This window comes from Enhydrobacter sp. (genome assembly GCA_025808875.1).
GTDB lineage: Bacteria > Pseudomonadota > Alphaproteobacteria > Reyranellales > Reyranellaceae > Reyranella.
In genome coordinates, this window is sequence record CP075528.1 from 3,968,929 (window position 1) to 3,985,647 (window position 16,719).

The 16,719-nt window shown below is 67.8% G+C and carries 17 protein-coding genes; 9 read left to right on the top strand and 8 right to left on the bottom strand.

Going from position 1 to position 16,719, the window contains the following annotated elements:
* Nucleotides 1–86: 86 nt before the first annotated feature.
* Genes KIT25_19650 through KIT25_19660 form a run of 3 tightly spaced genes read left to right on the top strand, consistent with a single transcriptional unit; the run spans nt 87 to nt 2,780 of the window.
* On the top strand, nt 87–1,610 hold the full coding sequence (locus KIT25_19650; protein UYN94231.1) for a hypothetical protein: 1,524 nt from the start codon (nt 87–89) through the stop codon (nt 1,608–1,610).
* Nucleotides 1,611–1,669: 59 nt separating this feature from the next.
* Nucleotides 1,670–2,281, top strand: coding sequence for a hypothetical protein (locus KIT25_19655; GenBank protein ID UYN94232.1), 612 nt, complete (start codon nt 1,670–1,672; stop codon nt 2,279–2,281).
* 40 nt (nt 2,282–2,321) lie between these two features.
* The gene (locus KIT25_19660) at nt 2,322–2,780 is read left to right on the top strand and encodes a nuclear transport factor 2 family protein (protein UYN94233.1); all 459 of its coding nucleotides are present in this window, start codon (nt 2,322–2,324) and stop codon (nt 2,778–2,780) included.
* Nucleotides 2,781–2,788: 8 nt separating this feature from the next.
* Here KIT25_19660 and KIT25_19665 read toward each other — a convergent pair whose 3' ends face one another.
* The gene (locus KIT25_19665) at nt 2,789–2,989 is read right to left on the bottom strand and encodes a hypothetical protein (protein ID UYN94234.1); all 201 of its coding nucleotides are present in this window, start codon (nt 2,987–2,989) and stop codon (nt 2,789–2,791) included.
* A gap of 454 nt (nt 2,990–3,443) precedes the next feature.
* Here KIT25_19665 and KIT25_19670 point away from each other — a divergent pair, with 454 nt between their 5' ends.
* Both KIT25_19670 and KIT25_19675 read left to right on the top strand, forming a co-directional pair.
* The gene (locus KIT25_19670) at nt 3,444–4,469 is read left to right on the top strand and encodes a TAXI family TRAP transporter solute-binding subunit (GenBank protein UYN94235.1); all 1,026 of its coding nucleotides are present in this window, start codon (nt 3,444–3,446) and stop codon (nt 4,467–4,469) included.
* 94 nt (nt 4,470–4,563) lie between these two features.
* On the top strand, nt 4,564–6,693 hold the full coding sequence (locus KIT25_19675) for a TRAP transporter fused permease subunit (GenBank protein UYN94236.1): 2,130 nt from the start codon (nt 4,564–4,566) through the stop codon (nt 6,691–6,693).
* Between the two features lie 128 nt (nt 6,694–6,821).
* Here the strand turns inward: KIT25_19675 and KIT25_19680 are convergent, their stop codons facing one another.
* Nucleotides 6,822–7,928 (bottom strand): TRAP transporter substrate-binding protein, encoded by a 1,107-nt coding sequence (locus KIT25_19680; GenBank protein ID UYN97995.1) that lies wholly within the window; start codon nt 7,926–7,928, stop codon nt 6,822–6,824.
* Between the two features lie 291 nt (nt 7,929–8,219).
* On the opposite strand from KIT25_19680, the gene KIT25_19685 reads away from it, so the two are divergent.
* Both KIT25_19685 and KIT25_19690 read left to right on the top strand, forming a co-directional pair.
* Nucleotides 8,220–8,681, top strand: a complete 462-nt coding sequence (locus KIT25_19685; protein ID UYN97996.1) for a TRAP transporter small permease subunit — start codon at nt 8,220–8,222, stop codon at nt 8,679–8,681.
* Between the two features lie 4 nt (nt 8,682–8,685).
* The gene (locus KIT25_19690; GenBank protein UYN94237.1) at nt 8,686–10,272 is read left to right on the top strand and encodes a TRAP transporter large permease subunit; all 1,587 of its coding nucleotides are present in this window, start codon (nt 8,686–8,688) and stop codon (nt 10,270–10,272) included.
* A 46-nt stretch (nt 10,273–10,318) separates the two neighbouring features.
* Here KIT25_19690 and KIT25_19695 read toward each other — a convergent pair whose 3' ends face one another.
* The gene (locus KIT25_19695) at nt 10,319–10,642 is read right to left on the bottom strand and encodes a hypothetical protein (protein UYN94238.1); all 324 of its coding nucleotides are present in this window, start codon (nt 10,640–10,642) and stop codon (nt 10,319–10,321) included.
* A 266-nt stretch (nt 10,643–10,908) separates the two neighbouring features.
* Here KIT25_19695 and KIT25_19700 point away from each other — a divergent pair, with 266 nt between their 5' ends.
* Nucleotides 10,909–11,340 (top strand): hypothetical protein, encoded by a 432-nt coding sequence (locus tag KIT25_19700; protein ID UYN94239.1) that lies wholly within the window; start codon nt 10,909–10,911, stop codon nt 11,338–11,340.
* Here KIT25_19700 and KIT25_19705 read toward each other — a convergent pair.
* The 3 genes from KIT25_19705 to KIT25_19715 form a co-directional block, all read right to left on the bottom strand.
* Entirely contained in the window at nt 11,337–11,711 is a 375-nt protein-coding gene (locus tag KIT25_19705) for a response regulator transcription factor (protein UYN94240.1), read from the bottom strand. The two genes, KIT25_19700 and KIT25_19705, sit on opposite strands and share 4 nt — an antisense overlap.
* Before the next feature lie 123 nt (nt 11,712–11,834).
* Nucleotides 11,835–12,305, bottom strand: a complete 471-nt coding sequence (locus KIT25_19710; protein ID UYN94241.1) for a response regulator — start codon at nt 12,303–12,305, stop codon at nt 11,835–11,837.
* A 77-nt stretch (nt 12,306–12,382) separates the two neighbouring features.
* On the bottom strand, nt 12,383–13,189 hold the full coding sequence (locus KIT25_19715) for a response regulator (GenBank protein UYN94242.1): 807 nt from the start codon (nt 13,187–13,189) through the stop codon (nt 12,383–12,385).
* A 94-nt stretch (nt 13,190–13,283) separates the two neighbouring features.
* Between KIT25_19715 and KIT25_19720 the strand changes: the two genes are divergently transcribed.
* Nucleotides 13,284–15,473, top strand: a complete 2,190-nt coding sequence (locus tag KIT25_19720; protein ID UYN94243.1) for a hypothetical protein — start codon at nt 13,284–13,286, stop codon at nt 15,471–15,473.
* Here the strand turns inward: KIT25_19720 and KIT25_19725 are convergent.
* Both KIT25_19725 and KIT25_19730 read right to left on the bottom strand, forming a co-directional pair.
* Complete coding sequence (locus KIT25_19725; GenBank protein ID UYN94244.1) at nt 15,466–15,681, bottom strand: hypothetical protein; 216 nt, start codon at nt 15,679–15,681, stop codon at nt 15,466–15,468. The two genes, KIT25_19720 and KIT25_19725, sit on opposite strands and share 8 nt — an antisense overlap.
* Nucleotides 15,682–15,750: 69 nt before the next feature.
* The gene (locus tag KIT25_19730) at nt 15,751–16,641 is read right to left on the bottom strand and encodes a LysR family transcriptional regulator (GenBank protein UYN94245.1); all 891 of its coding nucleotides are present in this window, start codon (nt 16,639–16,641) and stop codon (nt 15,751–15,753) included.
* Nucleotides 16,642–16,719 lie beyond the last annotated feature (78 nt).

Here is a 16,719-nt window from a genome sequence, read left to right on the forward strand (position 1 = left end):
AACATTACCCATTCGGGTGTTGTCGCCGCAGGCGCGGTATGTCCTGATATCCGACGACAAGGCTTCGTCGTCGGGGGAGTTGGGGGATGAAGCGTCTGATCGCGGCCGCGCTGCTGGCGCTGCCGCTGCAGGTTCAGGCCCAGAGCAAGAGCTGCGGGGAATTCCGCGACAGCATCATCCGCATGGAAAGCGAGTCGGTGCGGCCGCCGGGTTGGCTCAGCGTCGACAGCTATCTCCGGCTGATCTACCAGGCCTACTGCATCGACCATCCGACACCCGAGATGCCGGTCGAGTACTGGTATCGCGCCGACGGCACGTCGACCGGCGTGAAGGTCGGCGAGGGCCGGCCGCCGGACGCCGCCTATGCGACGACCAAGGACGTCGGCGACCATTGCCTGTCGATCGCCGGCCCCCTGATCCGCACGAAGCAGGGCCGGACGGCGCGCGCCGGCATCGACCCCAGCATCTGCGCGCTGCTGAACGGCGGCCTGCGCGACCGCTCCAACCCGCCCAAGGCCGCGCCGCTGCCGCCCTTCGCGGTCGGGCTCGACGGCGGGCCATACGATCTCAACCCGCAGTGCCTGGGCGTGCTCAACCAGTTCGGCAACGACCTGGCATTCGACGACGAGCGCGCCGACCAGCGGCCGGGCTGGCTCGCGACCCTGCAGGGCCATTGCCCCGATCTGCTCGCCGCCATCGAACGGCGCACCGGCGCGCGGGCTGAGGGCAATGCGCAGCGCTTCTGGCAAGGCTTCGGCCAGCTCGTGCTGTCGGGCTTCGCGCCGCCGGGACAGACGCAGCCGAGCGTTGGCGACGTCGCGGCCGATCCGGGCTGGCAGAAGATGTGCCGGCAGGCGGAGGTGAACATGAACAAGTGTGCCGAGAGCCAGGCCAACATGCGTTCCCTCAAAACCACGCCATGGGGCACGACAGGCCAGGCCGGCGCCTTCAACGAGTGCCGCATCCTCTACGGTCAGGTCGTCGGCATGTGCAACGGCACGACCGGGGCGGCGGCGCGGACCGCCGGCACCAAGACCCAACGCCCGTCCACCGCGGCGCGCCAGCCGCCGGCGCCGCAGCCAGCGCTCGCCGCGCAGATGTCTCCGCAATGCCAGAAGCTCGTTTCCGACTACGTCGCCGCCGCCCAGGCCGGCGACGGCGCGAAGTCGGTGGCCGCGCACGGCGCCCTGAAGCGGGCCGGCGGCTGCGGCATTCTCGAGCAGGCCGGCAACGACCTCGCGCCGCCGGCGGGAGGCGATCCGCGCTTCGTCCGCCGCGGCGAGACACCCCACGTCAACAACACCGTGGTGGCGTGCGAGCAGAACCCGGCGGCCTGCTCGGCGGCCATCGAGCAGCTGCGGCAGGGCGCCTCGCCCGAGGCGGCCGCGGCGATGTTCGCCAACGCCATCAACATCGGCCTGAGGGTCGGCATGCTGGCGGGCCAGGGCGTGCTGATGATGCAGCAGCAGCAGATGCAGAGCTCCGGCGGGGGCGGCGGCGGCACCGTCCAACAAGGGCCCGCAGGCGTGCGCAACACCTACGGCCAGGGCTCGGGGCATCCGCAGGGCCTGCCGGCCAACCGCAGCACCATCAGCGGCACGACGCGCTAGTTCGACGATCGGCCGGCGACATTCACCAGCACAAGGCACAAGCAAGGGGAACAATCGACATGACCAGGAAGTTCTGGGCCGCGGCCGGACTCGTCTTGACGCTGGGTGCCTGCACCGGCCCGCCGCCGCCGAAAATGGTCGACGCCTTCACCAACGTCTACAAGGGCAACGCCGCCGCCGTGCCGGAGAACGCGCCGGTCACGGTGCAGGCGCCGGTCGGCCTGATCTTCAGCGAGAACGTCGAAGCGCATATCGGCGCGATCAAGGACGCCAACGAATACTGGGGCAAGGTCGTGCCGGCGTCGCTCACCAACACGGTGGTGATGGCAGACACCAACCCGCTGTATTTCTCGGCCAGGATCCTGGAGCTGCTGAAGCGCCGGTTCCCGACCGCCACGCCGGTGCACGACTTCAACGAAGCCGTGCAGCAGCGCAAGCGCGCCGTCATACTCGTCGACCTGCGCATGAAGTACATGGAGCCGTACGGCGATCGAACGCAGAAGATGGACATCGACCTGTACTTCTTCGATTCGGCGATGAACCCGGTGAGCAGGATCAACGGGCGCGCCGAGTACACCGTGCCGTTCGCCTCCGCCGATGTCGGCATGCAGCGCATGACGGACCGGGCGATCGGCGAGCTGGACGGCAAGATGGCGGCGCTGGTGCGGTGATCGGCGGCGGACGCCGGGACACGATTAGGGGAGAGGCGCGATGAACAGGCGATGGCTCATGGCAGCGGCGGGAGCGGCTGCGCTCGGCGGGCTCTCCGCCCACGCCGCGGCACAGGACGCGGTGAGGCTGCGCGAGGAGCTGCTGAAGCTCGAGACACAGAGCTGGCAAGACACGAAGGATCGCAACGTCGCGGGGCTGCAGCCCTATCTCGCCGACGAGGCGTTTCTGATCTTCTACGACGGTTCGCGCCTCGACAAAGAAGGGTTCCTGAAGGCCGTGGCACGCGACTTCACCATACAGAGCTTCGCGATCGCGCCAGAGGGCACAACCGTCGTGCGGGTGACGGAGGATGTGGCGATGCTGCTCTATCGCGTGACCTATACGAGCGCGTCGGGCAACGCCAAGCCGGAAACCGCGACCGTGGCGTCGTCGAACACCTATGTTCGTCGCGGCGGGCGCTGGGTCTCCATGCTCTACCAGGAAACCCGGATCAAATAGGACGCGCCTCAGCGCGGACGCAGGCCGAAGTCGATCGGCGAACGGCGCGACGGCGCGGCCGGCGCGACCTCGACCTTGCGCACGGGTTCGGCCTTGCTGCCGCGCAGCCAGAGCATCGAATCGAGCATCCGGACGGTCGCCCGCTGCCGTGTGCTCTTGAAAATCGCGTCGAGCCGCTTGAGCTCGCGCGGTCGCGATAGCAGACGCATGAAACGCTCTCCCCTTGTCCCCAAGGGGCACACTACGCTCCTGTGCATAACTTTCAACAGTCACGATGCATGCATATCGACGAAAGAACGCCGGCGGTATTCGCTGTCGGTGCGCGACCCCGAGCAAGCACGGAGCATCGGTGGCTGTCCGGCAACGGTCGGCGCCATCGGTCCAGCGGAGAGCCGCTGGCGAGTTCGTCTTCGAGCCGTGAGGCGAGGGTGGGCGCGACTGCCCTCCCCCGGTCGGCCCGGCAGCCGCCGATGCGAAGCCGACTTCCGCTGGCCAAATCCGGTCTTTCGCCATTCAGGCTTTCACAGATCGATGCTGTCAATCGTCGCCATACGGTGGCCGACCGGATCGTGTTGCCTCCTGTCAGCGGTCATGGCAATCAACGCGCCCGGGCGCGTTCGCGCGCTCTCAACTCCACAATTGTCGTCATCAGGGAGGCGTTTCGTGAAGCGATTCGATCTGCGTCGCAGAACTCTTGTAGGCGGTGCGGCCGCATCGGCTGTTCTCGCCACTGCCGGACGCGCGGGCGCCCAGCAGGCACAGCGCTCGTACGTGCTGACGACGGCGACGACGGGCGGCACGTACTATCCGGTGGGTGTCGCGCTCGCCACCCTCGTCAAGGTCAAGCTGCAGGCATCGAAGGGCATCGACGTCAGCGCCATCAGCTCGGCGGGCTCGACCGAGAACGTCAAGCTGATGCGCGAGAACCAGGCTCAGCTCGCCATCCTGCAGGGTCTGGTGGCCCAGTTCGCGGCCGATGGCGAGGGCCCGTTCAAGGATGTCGGGCCACAGAAGAACATCAGGGGCATCGCACCGCTCTGGTACAACTATTCGCAGTTCGTGGTCGACGCCGGCATCGCCACGACCGGACGCATCGGCGACGTGGTCAATCTCTACGGCAAGAAATACTCGATGGGCGCGCGCGGCTCGGGCCTGGAGACCATGCATCTGTGGCTCTTCCCGAATCTCGGCATCGACTACACCAAGATGGATCTCGTCTACCAGGGCTACGGGCCGTCTTCCGAGAGCCTGCAGAACGGCACCATCCAGGGCACCAATTTCGAGGCCGGCCTGCCGACCGGCGCGGTGACGCAGGCCTTCGCGCGCGCCGGCAACAAGCTGCGCTTCCTCGAGTTCACCGAGGAGGACATCAAGAAAGCCAACGGCAAGACGGAGCTGCTGTCACTGGCCAAGATCCCGGCCAACACCTACCCCGGCCTGACCAAGGACATTTCGACGGCGGTGCTGCCGAACTTCCTGGCGGTCAACGCCGCGGTGCCGGAGGCGGACGTCTACGAGATCACCAAGACGATCTTCGAGAACCTGCCGTTCCTCAACAACATCCATGGCGCGACCAAGGAGATCGATCTGCAGCGCGCCGCGTCGGGCCCGTTCCCGCTCCATCCGGGCGCGGTCAAGTACTACAAGGAAAAGGGCCTCAACATCCCGCAGCGCCTGCTGCCGACCTGACGGCCGCGACCGGAAACGGCGGTGGACAGCGGCCTCGTGAGCCGCCGTCCACCGCCTCGCCACCGTCCGCCGTTCCGCACTTCCACAGGCCCCCATGAGCGAATCAAGCGAGGCGCGCCGTGCCGATGTCGACATCGACACCGGCATGAAGCTGCGCGGCGCCGCGACGTGGCCCGGCATGATCGCCGGCGCCGGCGCGGTCGTGCTGGCCCTGATCCACGTCTACTTCAACACCTTCGGCACCTGGTCCGAGCTGTGGGTCAACGTGGTGCATTTCGGCGGTTTCGGCGCGCTCTGCGCGCTTATCTACCCGGCATGGCACGCGCGCAGCACGGCCGGACGCCGGATGGCCCTGGTGTTCGACTGCCTGCTGGCGCTCGCCGCGCTCTCCTGCATCGCCTACCTGATGCTGGGCGAGGAGGCCTTCTTCGCCCGCGGCGCGCGCTATCGCTGGTACGACTGGGTGTTCACGGCGATGGCGCCGCTGCTCGCGCTCGAGTTCATCAGGCGCACCACCGGTCTGCTGATCCCCGGCATGATGATCGTCGCCTTCACCTACGTCACCATCTGGGGCAAGTACCTGCCTGGAATGCTGACGTTTCCCGGCCTGTCGCTGGAGACGATGCTCTATCGCATTTTCTACACCGACGACGGCATGCTGGGGAACATCGCCTCGATCTCGGCGACCTACGTCTTCATGTTCGTGCTGTTCGGCGCCTTCCTCTCTCAATCCGGCGCCGGCGACTTCATCATCGGCCTGGCGCGCGCCGTGTCGCGCCGCCTGATCGGCGGTCCGGGCTACGTCGCCGTCCTGGGCTCCGGGCTGATGGGCTCGATCTCGGGCTCTTCGGTGGCCAATGTCGCGGCAACCGGCGTCATCACCATCCCCATGATGCAGCGCGCCGGCTTCCCGGCGAAGTTCGCGGCGGCCGTCGAAGCGGCGGCCTCGACCGGCGGCCAGATCATGCCGCCGGTGATGGGCGCGGGCGCCTTCATCATGGCCTCCTACACCAACATCCCCTATCTCACGATCGCCGCGGTGGCCGCGCTGCCGGCCTGCCTCTATTTCTGGTCGGTCGCCTGTTACGTGCGCATCGAGGCCAGGCGGCTCGGCCTCAAGGCGATGGACGACGATTCGCCCACCGTGGCCCAGGTGTTCCGCGAGGGCGGGCTGCAGTTTTTCCTGCCCATCGGCACCCTGATCGGCCTGTTGATCGTCGGCTTCACGCCGACCTACTGCGCGGGCGTCGCCATCGGCGTGCTGATCGCCAGCTCGTGGCTGCGCAAGGGCCACGGCATGGGCCCGGCGGCGGTGGTCCAGGCGCTGATCCGCGGCACGCGCGACATGATCCTGACGGCGGTGCTGCTGGTTGGCATCGGCGTGGTCGTCAACTCCATCGCCACCACCGGCATCGGCAACACCTTCTCGCTGATGATCAACGAATGGGCCGGCGGCAGCCTGATGATCGCGCTGATCCTGGTGGCGCTCGCGTCGCTGGTGCTGGGCATGGGGCTGCCGGTCACGGCCGCCTACGTCGTGCTCGCGACCCTGTCGGCTCCCGCCATCGCCGACCTGATCGCGCAGAACGAGATGGTCAACGCCATCGCCTCGGGCACCCTGTCGGACTCGGCCAAGGCGATCCTGATGCTGGTGGCCCCCGACCGCATGGCCGAGATCGGCCAGGCAATGAGCGTGGAGAGCGCACGCGAGCTGCTGCAGCGCGTGCCGCTCGACATCCTGCGCACCTTCAAGGAGGCGTCGCTCAGCGCCGAGATGCTGACCATCGCGCTCCTCTCGGCACACATGATCATCTTCTGGCTGAGCCAGGATTCGGGCGTCACGCCGCCGGTCTGCCTCACCGCCTTCGCCGCCGCGGCGATCGCCAAGACGCCGCCCATGGCGACCGGCTTCGTGTCGTGGAAGATCGCCAAGGGCCTCTATATCGTGCCGTTCCTGTTCGCCTACACGCCGCTCCTGGGCGGCAGTTTCTGGTACGACATCGAGGTTTGCCTGTTCGCCGCCTTCGCCATCTACGCGATTGCCGGCGCACTCGACGGCCATCTCGAGGCGCCGGTGGCTCTGCCGATGCGCGCCGTGCTGTTCGCCCTCGGGGTGGCGCTGATGTGGCCGAACGCCCGGCTGATGCACGTGGCGGCCCTGATCGTGCTGCTGGCCTTCCTGGCCTGGAACATCCGTCAGTCGCGCCGCGGCACCGCGTCGTAGTGGACAAAACAACAGCCGCAGCCAGCCCTAAGGCCGCTCGGCGTCCGTCAAGGATACAACGCGAGGACGACAACCTGGGCCGCGGGTGAGCCTGCCAGCCGTCGGCCGGCCCACCCGCAAGTCGTGCCTCAGGTCTTGGTCGCGTAGGGGAACGGCAGGGCGCGCGCGTTGTAGAAGGCGCGCTCGGAGACGTTCGCCCAGTCGATCATGGTCTTGCGGAACGTGAGAATGCTGTCGAACACCTCGCGGCTGAGCGGGTTCTTCGACGCCAGATCGTTGGCCACCTCGCCCGACAGCTTGCCGAGGCCGGTCAGCAGCTCGTCGGGGAACTTCTTGAGCTGGACCTTGTGTTCGTTGATGAGCTTCTGAAGGTCGGTATTGTTGCGCGCCTGGAACTCGCTGAACACGAAGTCATTGGTCGCCGCATTGGCCGCCTCGAACATCGCCTTCTGCTCGTTGGTGAGGGCGTCCCACACCTTCAGGCTGATGAAGTTGTCGAGCAGGGTCGCCGGTTCGTGCCAGCCCGGATAGTAGTAGAACTTGGCCGAGCGGTGCAGGCCGAGCAGCATGTCGTTGTAGGGGCCAACCCATTCGGTGGCATCGATGGCGCCCGAGGCCAACGCCGGCGGGATCTCGCCGCCCGGCAGCAGCACGACCTGGCCGCCTGCCGCCTTGACCACTTCGCCGCCGAGGCCCGGAATGCGCATCTTCAGGCCGCGATAGTCCTGCAGCGAGTTCATTTCCTTGTTGAACCAGCCGCCCATCTGGCAACCGGTGTTGCCCGAGGCGAAGAATTTGCAGCCGAGCTCCTTGTAGACCTTGTCGCCGAGCTGCTGGCCGCCACCGAAGCGCAGCCAGGCGTTCTGTTCCATGTAGTTGAGGCCGAACGGCACGACAGCGATGAACTCGGTCGCCGGCACCTTGCCTTTCCAGTAGTAGGGCGCGCCATGGCCCATATCGAGCGTGCCCGCCTGGACGGCGTCCATGGTCTCGAAGGCCGGCACGATCTCGCCCGCCCCGAAGACCTGGATCTCGATCTGTCCGCCCGACAGGCGCTTCACCGTCTCGGCGAGGAAGTTGGCGCCGGTGCCCAGGCCCGGAAAGTTCTTGGGCCAAGTCGTCTGCATGCGCAGGCGCTTGACGCCCTGCGCGATCGCCGGTGTCGGGAACTGGGTCGCCGCGGCGACAGCCAGAGACACACCCGCCGCTCCGGTCAGGAGCGATCTCCTCTCAATGGTCATCGAAGTCTTCTCCCTGTTCGTTTCCGGTCTGGGGCCGGGTCGATTGACCGGACCAGTGCAACATGCAGTCCGGCGACGCCTTCACGGCAAATGCTAGTTCAGTGCTCCGCGTCGGACAAGCCTATCGGCGTTGCGCCCGAAGCGACCGCAAACTACCATCCCCGCGCGGTCCGTCGGCGGGGACGATCACGGGGGGAGCGGGTGCGCGTTTTGATGGCGATCGTCAAGGCGATCGACGGCGTGAACGAAGCTGTCGGCAGGGGCGTGGCCTGGTTGACGCTTCTGATGGTGATCGTCGCCTTCGTCGTCGTGATCCTGCGCTACGTGTTCGCCATCGGCTGGGTCTGGCTTCAGGAATCGTTCGTGTGGATGCACGGGCTGCTGTTCATGCTGGGCGCCGGCTATACGCTGCTGCACAACCAGCACGTCCGGGTCGACATTTTCTATCGCGGCGCGAGCGTGCGAAACAAGGCCTGGATCGACCTGTTCGGCGCCATCTGCCTGTTGGCGCCCATGCTGGGCGTCGTCTTCTTCTACAGCACGGGCTTCGTCGAGCGCTCATGGAGCCGCTTCGAGGGCTCCGCCGAAGCAGGCGGCCTGCCCGGCCTGTTCATCCTCAAGACGGCCATCCCCGTGTTCTGCCTGCTGCTGGCGCTGCAGGGCGTGGCGATCATCCTGCGCTGCGTACTCGTGTTCAGTGGGCGTGAGGAATTCGCCTTCGGCCGCGGTTCCGAATCGGCGGCCTGACACGATGAGCGATCTTGCGCTGCTCGGCGAGGTCCTGAGCCTGCTCATGTTCGCGGCGGCCTGCGGGCTGCTGCTGCTCGGTTTTCCGGTCGCCTTCACGCTGGCGGGCACCGCGCTGATCTTCGCCGCCATCGGCTATGCGTTCGGCGTTTTCCGTCCGATCGACCTGGCGGCGTTGCCCAGCCGCTATTTCGGCGTGATGACGAACTACGTGCTGGTCGCCGTGCCGCTGTTCGTCTTCATGGGGGTCATGCTCGAACGCTCGCGCATCGCCGAGCAGCTCCTGCAGACCATGGGGCAACTGTTCGGCAAGACCCGAGGCGGGCTCGGCATCTCGGTGATCCTCGTCGGCATGCTGCTCGCCGCCTCGACCGGCATCGTCGGCGCCACCGTCGTGACCATGGGGCTGCTCAGCCTGCCGGCGATGCTGAACAACGGCTACGACAAGCGCCTCGCCACCGGCGCGATCTGCGCCTCGGGCACCCTGGGACAGATCATCCCGCCCTCGATCGTGCTCGTGCTGCTGGGCGACATCCTGCAGGGCGCCAGCGGCCAGGCCCGCGCCACGCTGATGGCGCAAGGCCGCTTCGACCTGGTGCTGAAGCCCGTCAACGTGCTCGATCTCTTCGCCGGTGCCCTGCTGCCCGGGCTCATGCTGACCGGCCTCTACATGGGCTGGATCGTCCTCGTGGCGTTCGTGGCACCGGAGCGCGCGCCGCCCATGCGCGAGCAGATCGACCGCGCCGATTTGTGGCGTCGGGTCCTGAAGGTGCTGGCGCCGCCGGCCATCCTGATCCTGGCCGTGCTCGGCTCGATCCTGTTCGGCATCGCGCCGCCCACGGAGGCGGCGGCCATCGGCGCCGTCGGCGCGCTCCTGCTGGCGACCCGCAACGCCGAGGGCGTGGTACCGCGCGCCGTGCGATACGCCGGCATCGCCGCGGTCGTGATTCTGGTGCTGCGCGCCACCGTCGATCTCAACATCTGGCGCGACCAGGTCTCGACCCTGACCTGGATCGGCGCCGGCATGGCGCTGGTCGGCACCGCGGCGCTGTTCTGGGGCGTCGCCGTCGCGGTGTGGCGGACCTGGCAGAGCGGCATCCTGACCGAGGTAATGCGAACGACGCTGCACATCTCGACCATGGTGTTCGTCATTCTGCTCGGGGCCTCGGTCTTCTCGATGGTGTTCCGCAGCCTGGGGGGCGAGGCGATCGTCCACGACGTGCTGCACGGCCTGCCCGGCGGGCAGCTCGGCGCGGTGCTGCTGGTGATGGCGTTGATGTTCGGGCTCGGGTTCTTCCTCGACTACATCGAGATCATCTTCGTCGTCGTGCCGATCGTCGCGCCGGTGTTGCTGACCATGGGCGTCGATCCGATCTGGCTCGGCGTGCTGATCTCGGTGAACCTGCAGACCAGCTTCCTGACCCCGCCCTTCGGCTTCGCCTTGTTCTATCTGCGTGGTGTGGCGCCTCCCAGCGTCACCACCGGCGACATCTACAAGGGCATCGTGCCGTTCGTCGCCATCCAGGTCTTCGGGCTCGCGTTGCTGATCGCGTTCCCCGGCATCGGCACCTGGCTACCGTCGCTGCTATAGCGAGCCGACGCGCCCCCAACCCGAGAGCGGTAGGCCCGTACCCCATCTAGGAGCGCGGCTGGCCGCGGGCGCGCAGCACGAAACCGGTGGCCCGCAGCGCGGCATCGTGCTCGAAGGCCTCGCGTTCGGTGCGGTTGGCGTGCGGTATGGCGTACTGGACCAGCTTGTCGGTCTGCACCGTGCACGACATCGCCACGAAGCGCCCGATCCTCGAAGCCTCCGTCACACCGTCGTCGAACTGCACCACGTTGCCCGAAAGACAGGCGTTCTGTGCCGCCCGCAGTTCGTCGACCTTCAACAGGGCGACATTGGTGGGCAGTTGGCAGGCGGCTAGCAGCAGCGCCGGCAGGACGAACAGAACGTGCTTCATCGGGCCGACCGTATAGCATGCCCGACACCCCTTCCGCCTAGTGCCGCCCCCCGGCTTCTCGCGGCGGTGCAAAACCGCCAATCCGGAAGCATGGAAAGTCCCGAATCCAGCGCACTTCCGGGCCCTATGGACCGGCTTCCTTCCATTGCGGAGACAAGTGACCCGGGCACCTTCACCTTGGATTGGTTGCACCGCGACAGACACCCGCCGGCGTGGCATCTCCGGCTGCCGCTCGAGGGGGCGGCGAGGTCGGAGGTAAAGTCACCGTGTCCTGGAAGTTCTATCGCCGCGCCCTGCTACCGAGTCTGTCGCTGTCGCTCGCCTTGGCGGCGACGCCTGGCTTCGCAGGCGAGCCCCAGCTGGCGCTCGCCTCCGCGAGGGCAATGCCCGCCGCTGCGGCCGTCGCTCTGCCCGACGCGGTGCGGACCGTGGGGCCGATCGCCGGCCCCATCCCCCGCTCGCTCCTGGGCTTCGCCAACGGCCCCGTGCGCTACGTGCGCGCGATCGAAGTCGCCTCGGCGACAGCCGCCGAAACTCCCGAATCGCGCCGGCAGCTCGACCATCTGCGCGATCATCGCAACCTCTATCGCGGTCCGGGATCGCTCGTTCACCTGGTCGGCCATGTCCGGCCGGTCGCCGCGCCCGAGCAGGCCGAACGTGCGGAGGCGGCCCCGCAGCCCTCGGCCCTCGCCCTCTAGGATCGGGCGGCGGGATCGAGCGCCTGGTTCAGGGCGCGCATCGACACCGGCTTGTCGACGACCACCCAGCGCGGCGGACCGGCGATGCCGGCCAGCTTCTCCGCCAGTTCGTCGGGCTCGTGGGCTCCCGACATCAGCACCCAGCGGCAGGACGGCAAGCGCGGCGCCGCCTCTGCGCAGAGGTCGGCACCGTTGCCGTCGGGCAGGTTCATGTCGCAAATCACCGCATCGGGTGCGATGCCCGGCAGGCCGAGCGTGCGGCGAGACTCTTCCATCGTGGCGCAGGCGCTCACGTCATGGCCGCGGCGCCGGAGATATTCGCTGATCTCCTGACGCAGATCGTCGTCGTCTTCGACCAGAACGATGCGCATGCGGCGCCTGACTCCAGGATGCTGGGGAGCGGCACAACGATAGTCGAGAGTTGCCGGACGCCGGCAACTCTTTGACGCATATCACATCGTCGATGAAATGCGCGGTCGAAAGCGCTCGGCGCGTCAGGCGCGCTGCGAGCCGACCCCTCCGGCGAACCAGCCGCCGCTGCCGGTGCCCGGCCGGCGCACCGGACGTCCCGACTTGACCAGGCGCTGAACTGCCTGGCGCAGCGGTCCAAGCGGGACCGGCTTGTTGACGAATACCGAGATGCCGATCTTCTCGAGCGTCAGTTCGGCCAGACCCTCGATCCGACCCGACATCATGATGATGGCGGTGTCGGGCAGCAGGCCACGGATGGCCGTCGCGAGCTCGACCCCGTTGAGGTCGGGCAGGTTGTAGTCGAGCAGCGCCACACGCGGCTGAAGCTGCTGGGCCAAAGGCAACGCCGTCACGCCGTTATGCGCGATCTGCACGGAAAGGCCGGCGCGGGCCAGAAAGGCGGCCATTTCCTCGGCTTGCACGACATCGTCCTCGACGATCAGAACGTCGCACTGCGATGTCGCCCACTGGGGTCCGGAAGGGATGTTCGTCATGCGCGCAATATGGTCGCCACCCCGGTCCGGCGCACGGCGTTTCGCCTCCAGTTTGGAAGAAAGGCGCGAAGTCTCGATCAGTCACTCCGCCTACGCGAGTAGGTGTCGAAGAACCGTTCGACCGCCTCGAGGCCGTTCCTGCTCAAGCGCACGATGGTCCGCCGCTTGTCCGCAGGATCCTCGCTGCGCTCGATAAGCCCATGGGATTGCAGCGAATCCATGCGGCGAAGGGCGGTGGTGAGGGAGGCACCGGATGCCGCTCCCAGGCTGGTGACGGTGACGTCCTGGCCGGCAAGCTGGCCGTCGTAGAGGTCGAGCAGCATCTCCCAGCACGGATCGGAAAACAGTTCGGAAGGGAAGTATCTGCTCCTGACCTTCCGGACGGCACGCAGATCGTCGAGGCTGGCGCGCTTGCGTTGGGCCGGGGTCCGCGAGGCGGCCTTGCCCTTGGCATCCCCGCCCGCCCGCTCGCCACGGCGCAACTGGCGCACCAGCAGGGCCGACTTGACGGCCCGCACCAGCCTCGGCCCGTCGATCGGCTTGGTGAGCATGTCGCGCGCCCCGAGCCGGATCGCCTCGACGGCGTCGTCGTAGCCGGCATTGCCGCTGATGAAGATGATCTCGGGACGCTCCTGGTCGGACATCCTGTTGAGGTGCTCGGCGAACTGCAGGCCGTCGAGCTCGGGCATGCGCAGATCGGATACCACGACGTTCGGCCGGCACCCGTCGGCCAGCAGGTTGAGCGCCGACCAACCGTCCCCCGCCTTGGCACAGCTCAAGCCGGCGCGGCTGAGATATTCGATCAGCTCTTCAACCGCGTCCAAATCGTCGTCGACGACGAGGGCATCGACGGCTTGGGTTCGCAGGGTGTCGTCGTCCGCCAACTTCACTCCCCGTGCCGAGGCGTTTCATCCAGATTGGAGACGTTCGCGTACCTTATCCGGCCAATGGGCCATCCCTGTTGTATAATAGACAAGGGTGTCGACCGAGGGAAAGATGTTGCATACGCCGGAGCGGGTGTCCGGCGGTGCCGCCGGGCGGACGTGGGCCGGCCGGATCGCCGATTTCGTGGGCCCATCGAGCCACCGCCGCACGCTCGCCATCTCGGCGCTGCATGTGGCGTTGATCTGGCTGCTGGCGATCGTCGTCGTCTGGCAGAATCGCCAGCACTCGATCGACACCTGGAAGGCTTCGGCCGAGAAGATCGCGCTGGGCGTCGCCGCGCACGCCGCCCAGGCCCATCGTGCGGCCGATCTCGCCCTCGCCGGCATCGCCACCCTTATCGACGAGCAGGAGATCGAGGGTGAGGCGCAGTTCCGCCGGATCGTGGGCAGCCGCGAGTTCTTCCAGTCGCTGCGCGGCAGCTTCGCCGGCCTGCCGCAGGTCGGCATGGCCCTCGTGGTCGCCGTCGATGGCGAGGTCCTGAGTTCGGCGCGGCAGTGGCCGCCCGCCAAGGCGACCCTGGCGGAGCACGACGCTTTCCGGACCGCCATGGCGTCGGCTTCCGGCGAGACGGTGGTCGGCGTTCCAGGCCGGGCCGAACCCGACGGGACCTGGCGCTTCTACCTCGTCCGAAGGCTCGCGAGCCGCAGCGGCACGACGCTGGGCGCCGTCGCGATCGGCGTCGATTCGGCCTACTTCGGTGGCTTCTTCCGCAGCCTCGATCTCGGGGCCGACGGCTGGATCTCGCTGTTTCGCGCCGACGGCACGATGCTGGCCACCAGCCTGCCGCACGAGGCGACGCTCGGCCGCCGTTTCGATGATTCGCTGCCGCATCGCATGATCCAGTCCGGAGCGGCGGGCGAGGCGGTGTACGTCAGGGATGCCGGGACGGAACATTGGAACACCAGCCCGACCCGGATCGTCGTGGGCCAGAAGGTCGAGGGCTTCCCGGCCTACGTCGCCGTGGTGATCGGCGAGAGCCTCTATCGCTGGCCCTTGCGGACGCGCAACTACTTCGTCGTCGGCATCGCGCTGTTGCTGACCGTGCTGACGGTCGGGGCGGGTCTGCGGATCCTGCGCCTCATCGAGCGCTCGGACGCCGCCCGTCGCGCCGAATCCGAGCGCCAGGTGCTCGACGCCATCGTCGAGCATCCCTCCGCCCTGGCGGCCGTCGTCTCCTCGTCGGGCAAGGTCCTGCATTGCAACACGCGCTTTCGCGAGCTCCTGGCGACCGCCGGAAAGGCGGCCGACGCGCTGTTCGATCCCCGGCTGAAGGGCGCGGAGACGCTGCTCGCCTTCGCCTCGGGCGGCGCGCCCCGGACCGGCGAGGTCGATCTCGAGTACGAGCCCGGCGAGGGGCCTCGCCGCAAGCTGCATTTCTCGCTGTCGCGCCAGTCGCTGTCCGATACCGGCGACTGCACGGTGATGATCGGCCACGACGAGACGCAGCGCCACCAGGCGCAGCAGGCGATCGCCATGTCGGCGCGCCTCGTGACGCTCGGCGAGATCACCACCAGCATCGCGCACGAAATCAGTCAGCCGCTGAACGTCATCCGCATGGCGGCGCAGAACGCCCTGGTCGAGACGGCGCCGACGCCATCCGAGGCCGGCGATAGCGGGACGCCACCGATGTCGGATGCCGAGTTCCGCAGCTTCGCCGCGTCCAAGTTCGAGCGCATCGTGGCGCAGGTCGACCGCGCCGCCGACACCCTGGCGCGCATGCGCATCTTCAGCCGCAAGCCCGGCGAGGAAGGCCACACGCTCGACGTGCGCCTGGCCTTCGCCAACGCGCTGAAGTTCGTGCTGCCGCAGCTTCGCCGCGACGGCATCGAGGTGCGCGAGCATTTTCCCGCGGGCAAGCTGCTGGCGCGTGCGCCCCAGACCTTGATGGAACAGGTGCTGGTCTATCTGTTGCGCAACGCCGGCGAGGCGCTCGCCGAGTCCGACCGCGCCGACAGGATCATCGACGTGTCGGCGCAATCCGCTGCGGGCGGACGGGTGGTGCTGAGGGTCGCCGACAACGGCCCCGGCGTGGAGCCGTCCATCCGCGAGCGCATCTTCGAACCCTTCTTCACCACCAAGCCGGGCGACGGGAACCTGGGATTGGGGCTCGCCCTCGCGTTCGGCGCGGTGAGGGATGCGGGCGGCAGCCTGATCCTGCTGCCGGGAGACGAGGGCGCGACGTTCCAGATCGAGTTGGCCGCCCCCGGGCCGCCGGCTACCTGAAGCTGCCGGCGATCGACTTGAGGCCGTCCTGCGTCTGCTTGCCGATGGCGCCGATCTGGGCGTTGCGATCGACCCATTGCTGGGCCTCCGACGGCACCTTGTAGCCCAGCACCTCCTCCGGCAGCTTGACGCTGAAGCCGCTGGTCATGCCGAGATAGATCACGCCGATGATACCGAGCTTGAACGCCCAGCCGAGCAGGAAGCGCATGGAAAATCCCTGAAAGAACGCGGGCCAGGATAGTTTCGCCGCCTGCGCGCAAACAGCGGCGCATTGGTATCAATTGTTGTCCGGCCGGCCGGGCCGCCCGGAAAAGCTGGCCCGGACATGGTGGGCGAGCTCCTGCACCGCGGCACCGGCGCTCGGCGGCAGGTAGAGGTTGATGCGGAACTCCGGCAGCGCCGGCAGCCGCGCCTCACGGCCCAGGATCTCGAAACGCGCCCCTGATTCTCCAGTGGGCACGGACGAGCGCAGCAGCGGGGCCACGGCCAGCCCGGCTTCCAGCACGGCATGCACCGGCTCGAGCCGGCTCACCTCGCAGACCGCGCGCCAGTCGCGCCGCACCCGGCCCAGCGCCTCGACGGCGACCGGCCGGAACACGCAGGTCGGCGCGCCGAGGGACACCGGCAGCGGATCCTTGAGATGGGCATCGCCGCCCGCGCCGCCGACCCAGACGAGGCGATCGGTGCGCAACGTCTCGCCATGGCGGCCGCACCCGGTCTCCGTCGTCAGCGCCAGGTCGACGCCACCTGAGCGCAGTTGCGCGCGCACGATCTTCGTATCCTCGCAGACCAGCACGACGCGCACGCGCGGTTGCGCCTTGGCGAAGCGTCGCAGGATCGGCGGCACCACCGAGCCGACGATGTCGTAGGGCACGCCGAAGCGCACCTCGCCCTCGAAGGGCGGCGTGCGCATGCCGGCCAGCAGTTCGTCGTTCTGCGCCACCAGCCGGCGCGCCTGGGCGAGCAGCCGCTCGCCGGCAGGCGCCAGCGCCAGCCGCCGGCCTTCGCGCGAGAACAGTCGACACCCCAGCACCTCCTCGAGCCGCTTGACCTGCTGGCTCGCCGCCGCCTGCGACAGGCCGAGCACCGACGCCGCGGCCGTCACGCCGCCGGTATCGACCACCGTCAGAAAGGCGCGCAGGAGCGCAATGTCGAGATCGCGATGCATCGCCAAATATAAGCATCGGCGAACGAATATATCCAAAACATTCGTTTTTCTTATTTTCGGCCTTCCTGTAACCCCCTC

Excerpts from the sequence above, each read along its gene's own strand:
- KIT25_19650 (UYN94231.1), top strand. The coding sequence starts at position 87 with ATGAAGCGTCTGATCGCGGCCGCGCTGCTGGCGCTGCCGCTGCAGGTT.
- KIT25_19655 (UYN94232.1), top strand. The coding sequence starts at position 1,670 with ATGACCAGGAAGTTCTGGGCCGCGGCCGGACTCGTCTTGACGCTGGGT.
- KIT25_19660 (UYN94233.1), top strand. The coding sequence starts at position 2,322 with ATGAACAGGCGATGGCTCATGGCAGCGGCGGGAGCGGCTGCGCTCGGC.
- KIT25_19665 (UYN94234.1), bottom strand. The coding sequence starts at position 2,989 with ATGCGTCTGCTATCGCGACCGCGCGAGCTCAAGCGGCTCGACGCGATT.
- KIT25_19675 (UYN94236.1), top strand. The coding sequence starts at position 4,564 with ATGAGCGAATCAAGCGAGGCGCGCCGTGCCGATGTCGACATCGACACC.
- KIT25_19685 (UYN97996.1), top strand. The coding sequence starts at position 8,220 with ATGGTGATCGTCGCCTTCGTCGTCGTGATCCTGCGCTACGTGTTCGCC.
- KIT25_19690 (UYN94237.1), top strand. The coding sequence starts at position 8,686 with ATGAGCGATCTTGCGCTGCTCGGCGAGGTCCTGAGCCTGCTCATGTTC.
- KIT25_19695 (UYN94238.1), bottom strand. The coding sequence starts at position 10,642 with ATGAAGCACGTTCTGTTCGTCCTGCCGGCGCTGCTGCTAGCCGCCTGC.
- KIT25_19705 (UYN94240.1), bottom strand. The coding sequence starts at position 11,711 with ATGCGCATCGTTCTGGTCGAAGACGACGACGATCTGCGTCAGGAGATC.
- KIT25_19710 (UYN94241.1), bottom strand. The coding sequence starts at position 12,305 with ATGACGAACATCCCTTCCGGACCCCAGTGGGCGACATCGCAGTGCGAC.
- KIT25_19725 (UYN94244.1), bottom strand. The coding sequence starts at position 15,681 with ATGCGCTTCCTGCTCGGCTGGGCGTTCAAGCTCGGTATCATCGGCGTG.
- KIT25_19730 (UYN94245.1), bottom strand. The coding sequence starts at position 16,641 with ATGCATCGCGATCTCGACATTGCGCTCCTGCGCGCCTTTCTGACGGTG.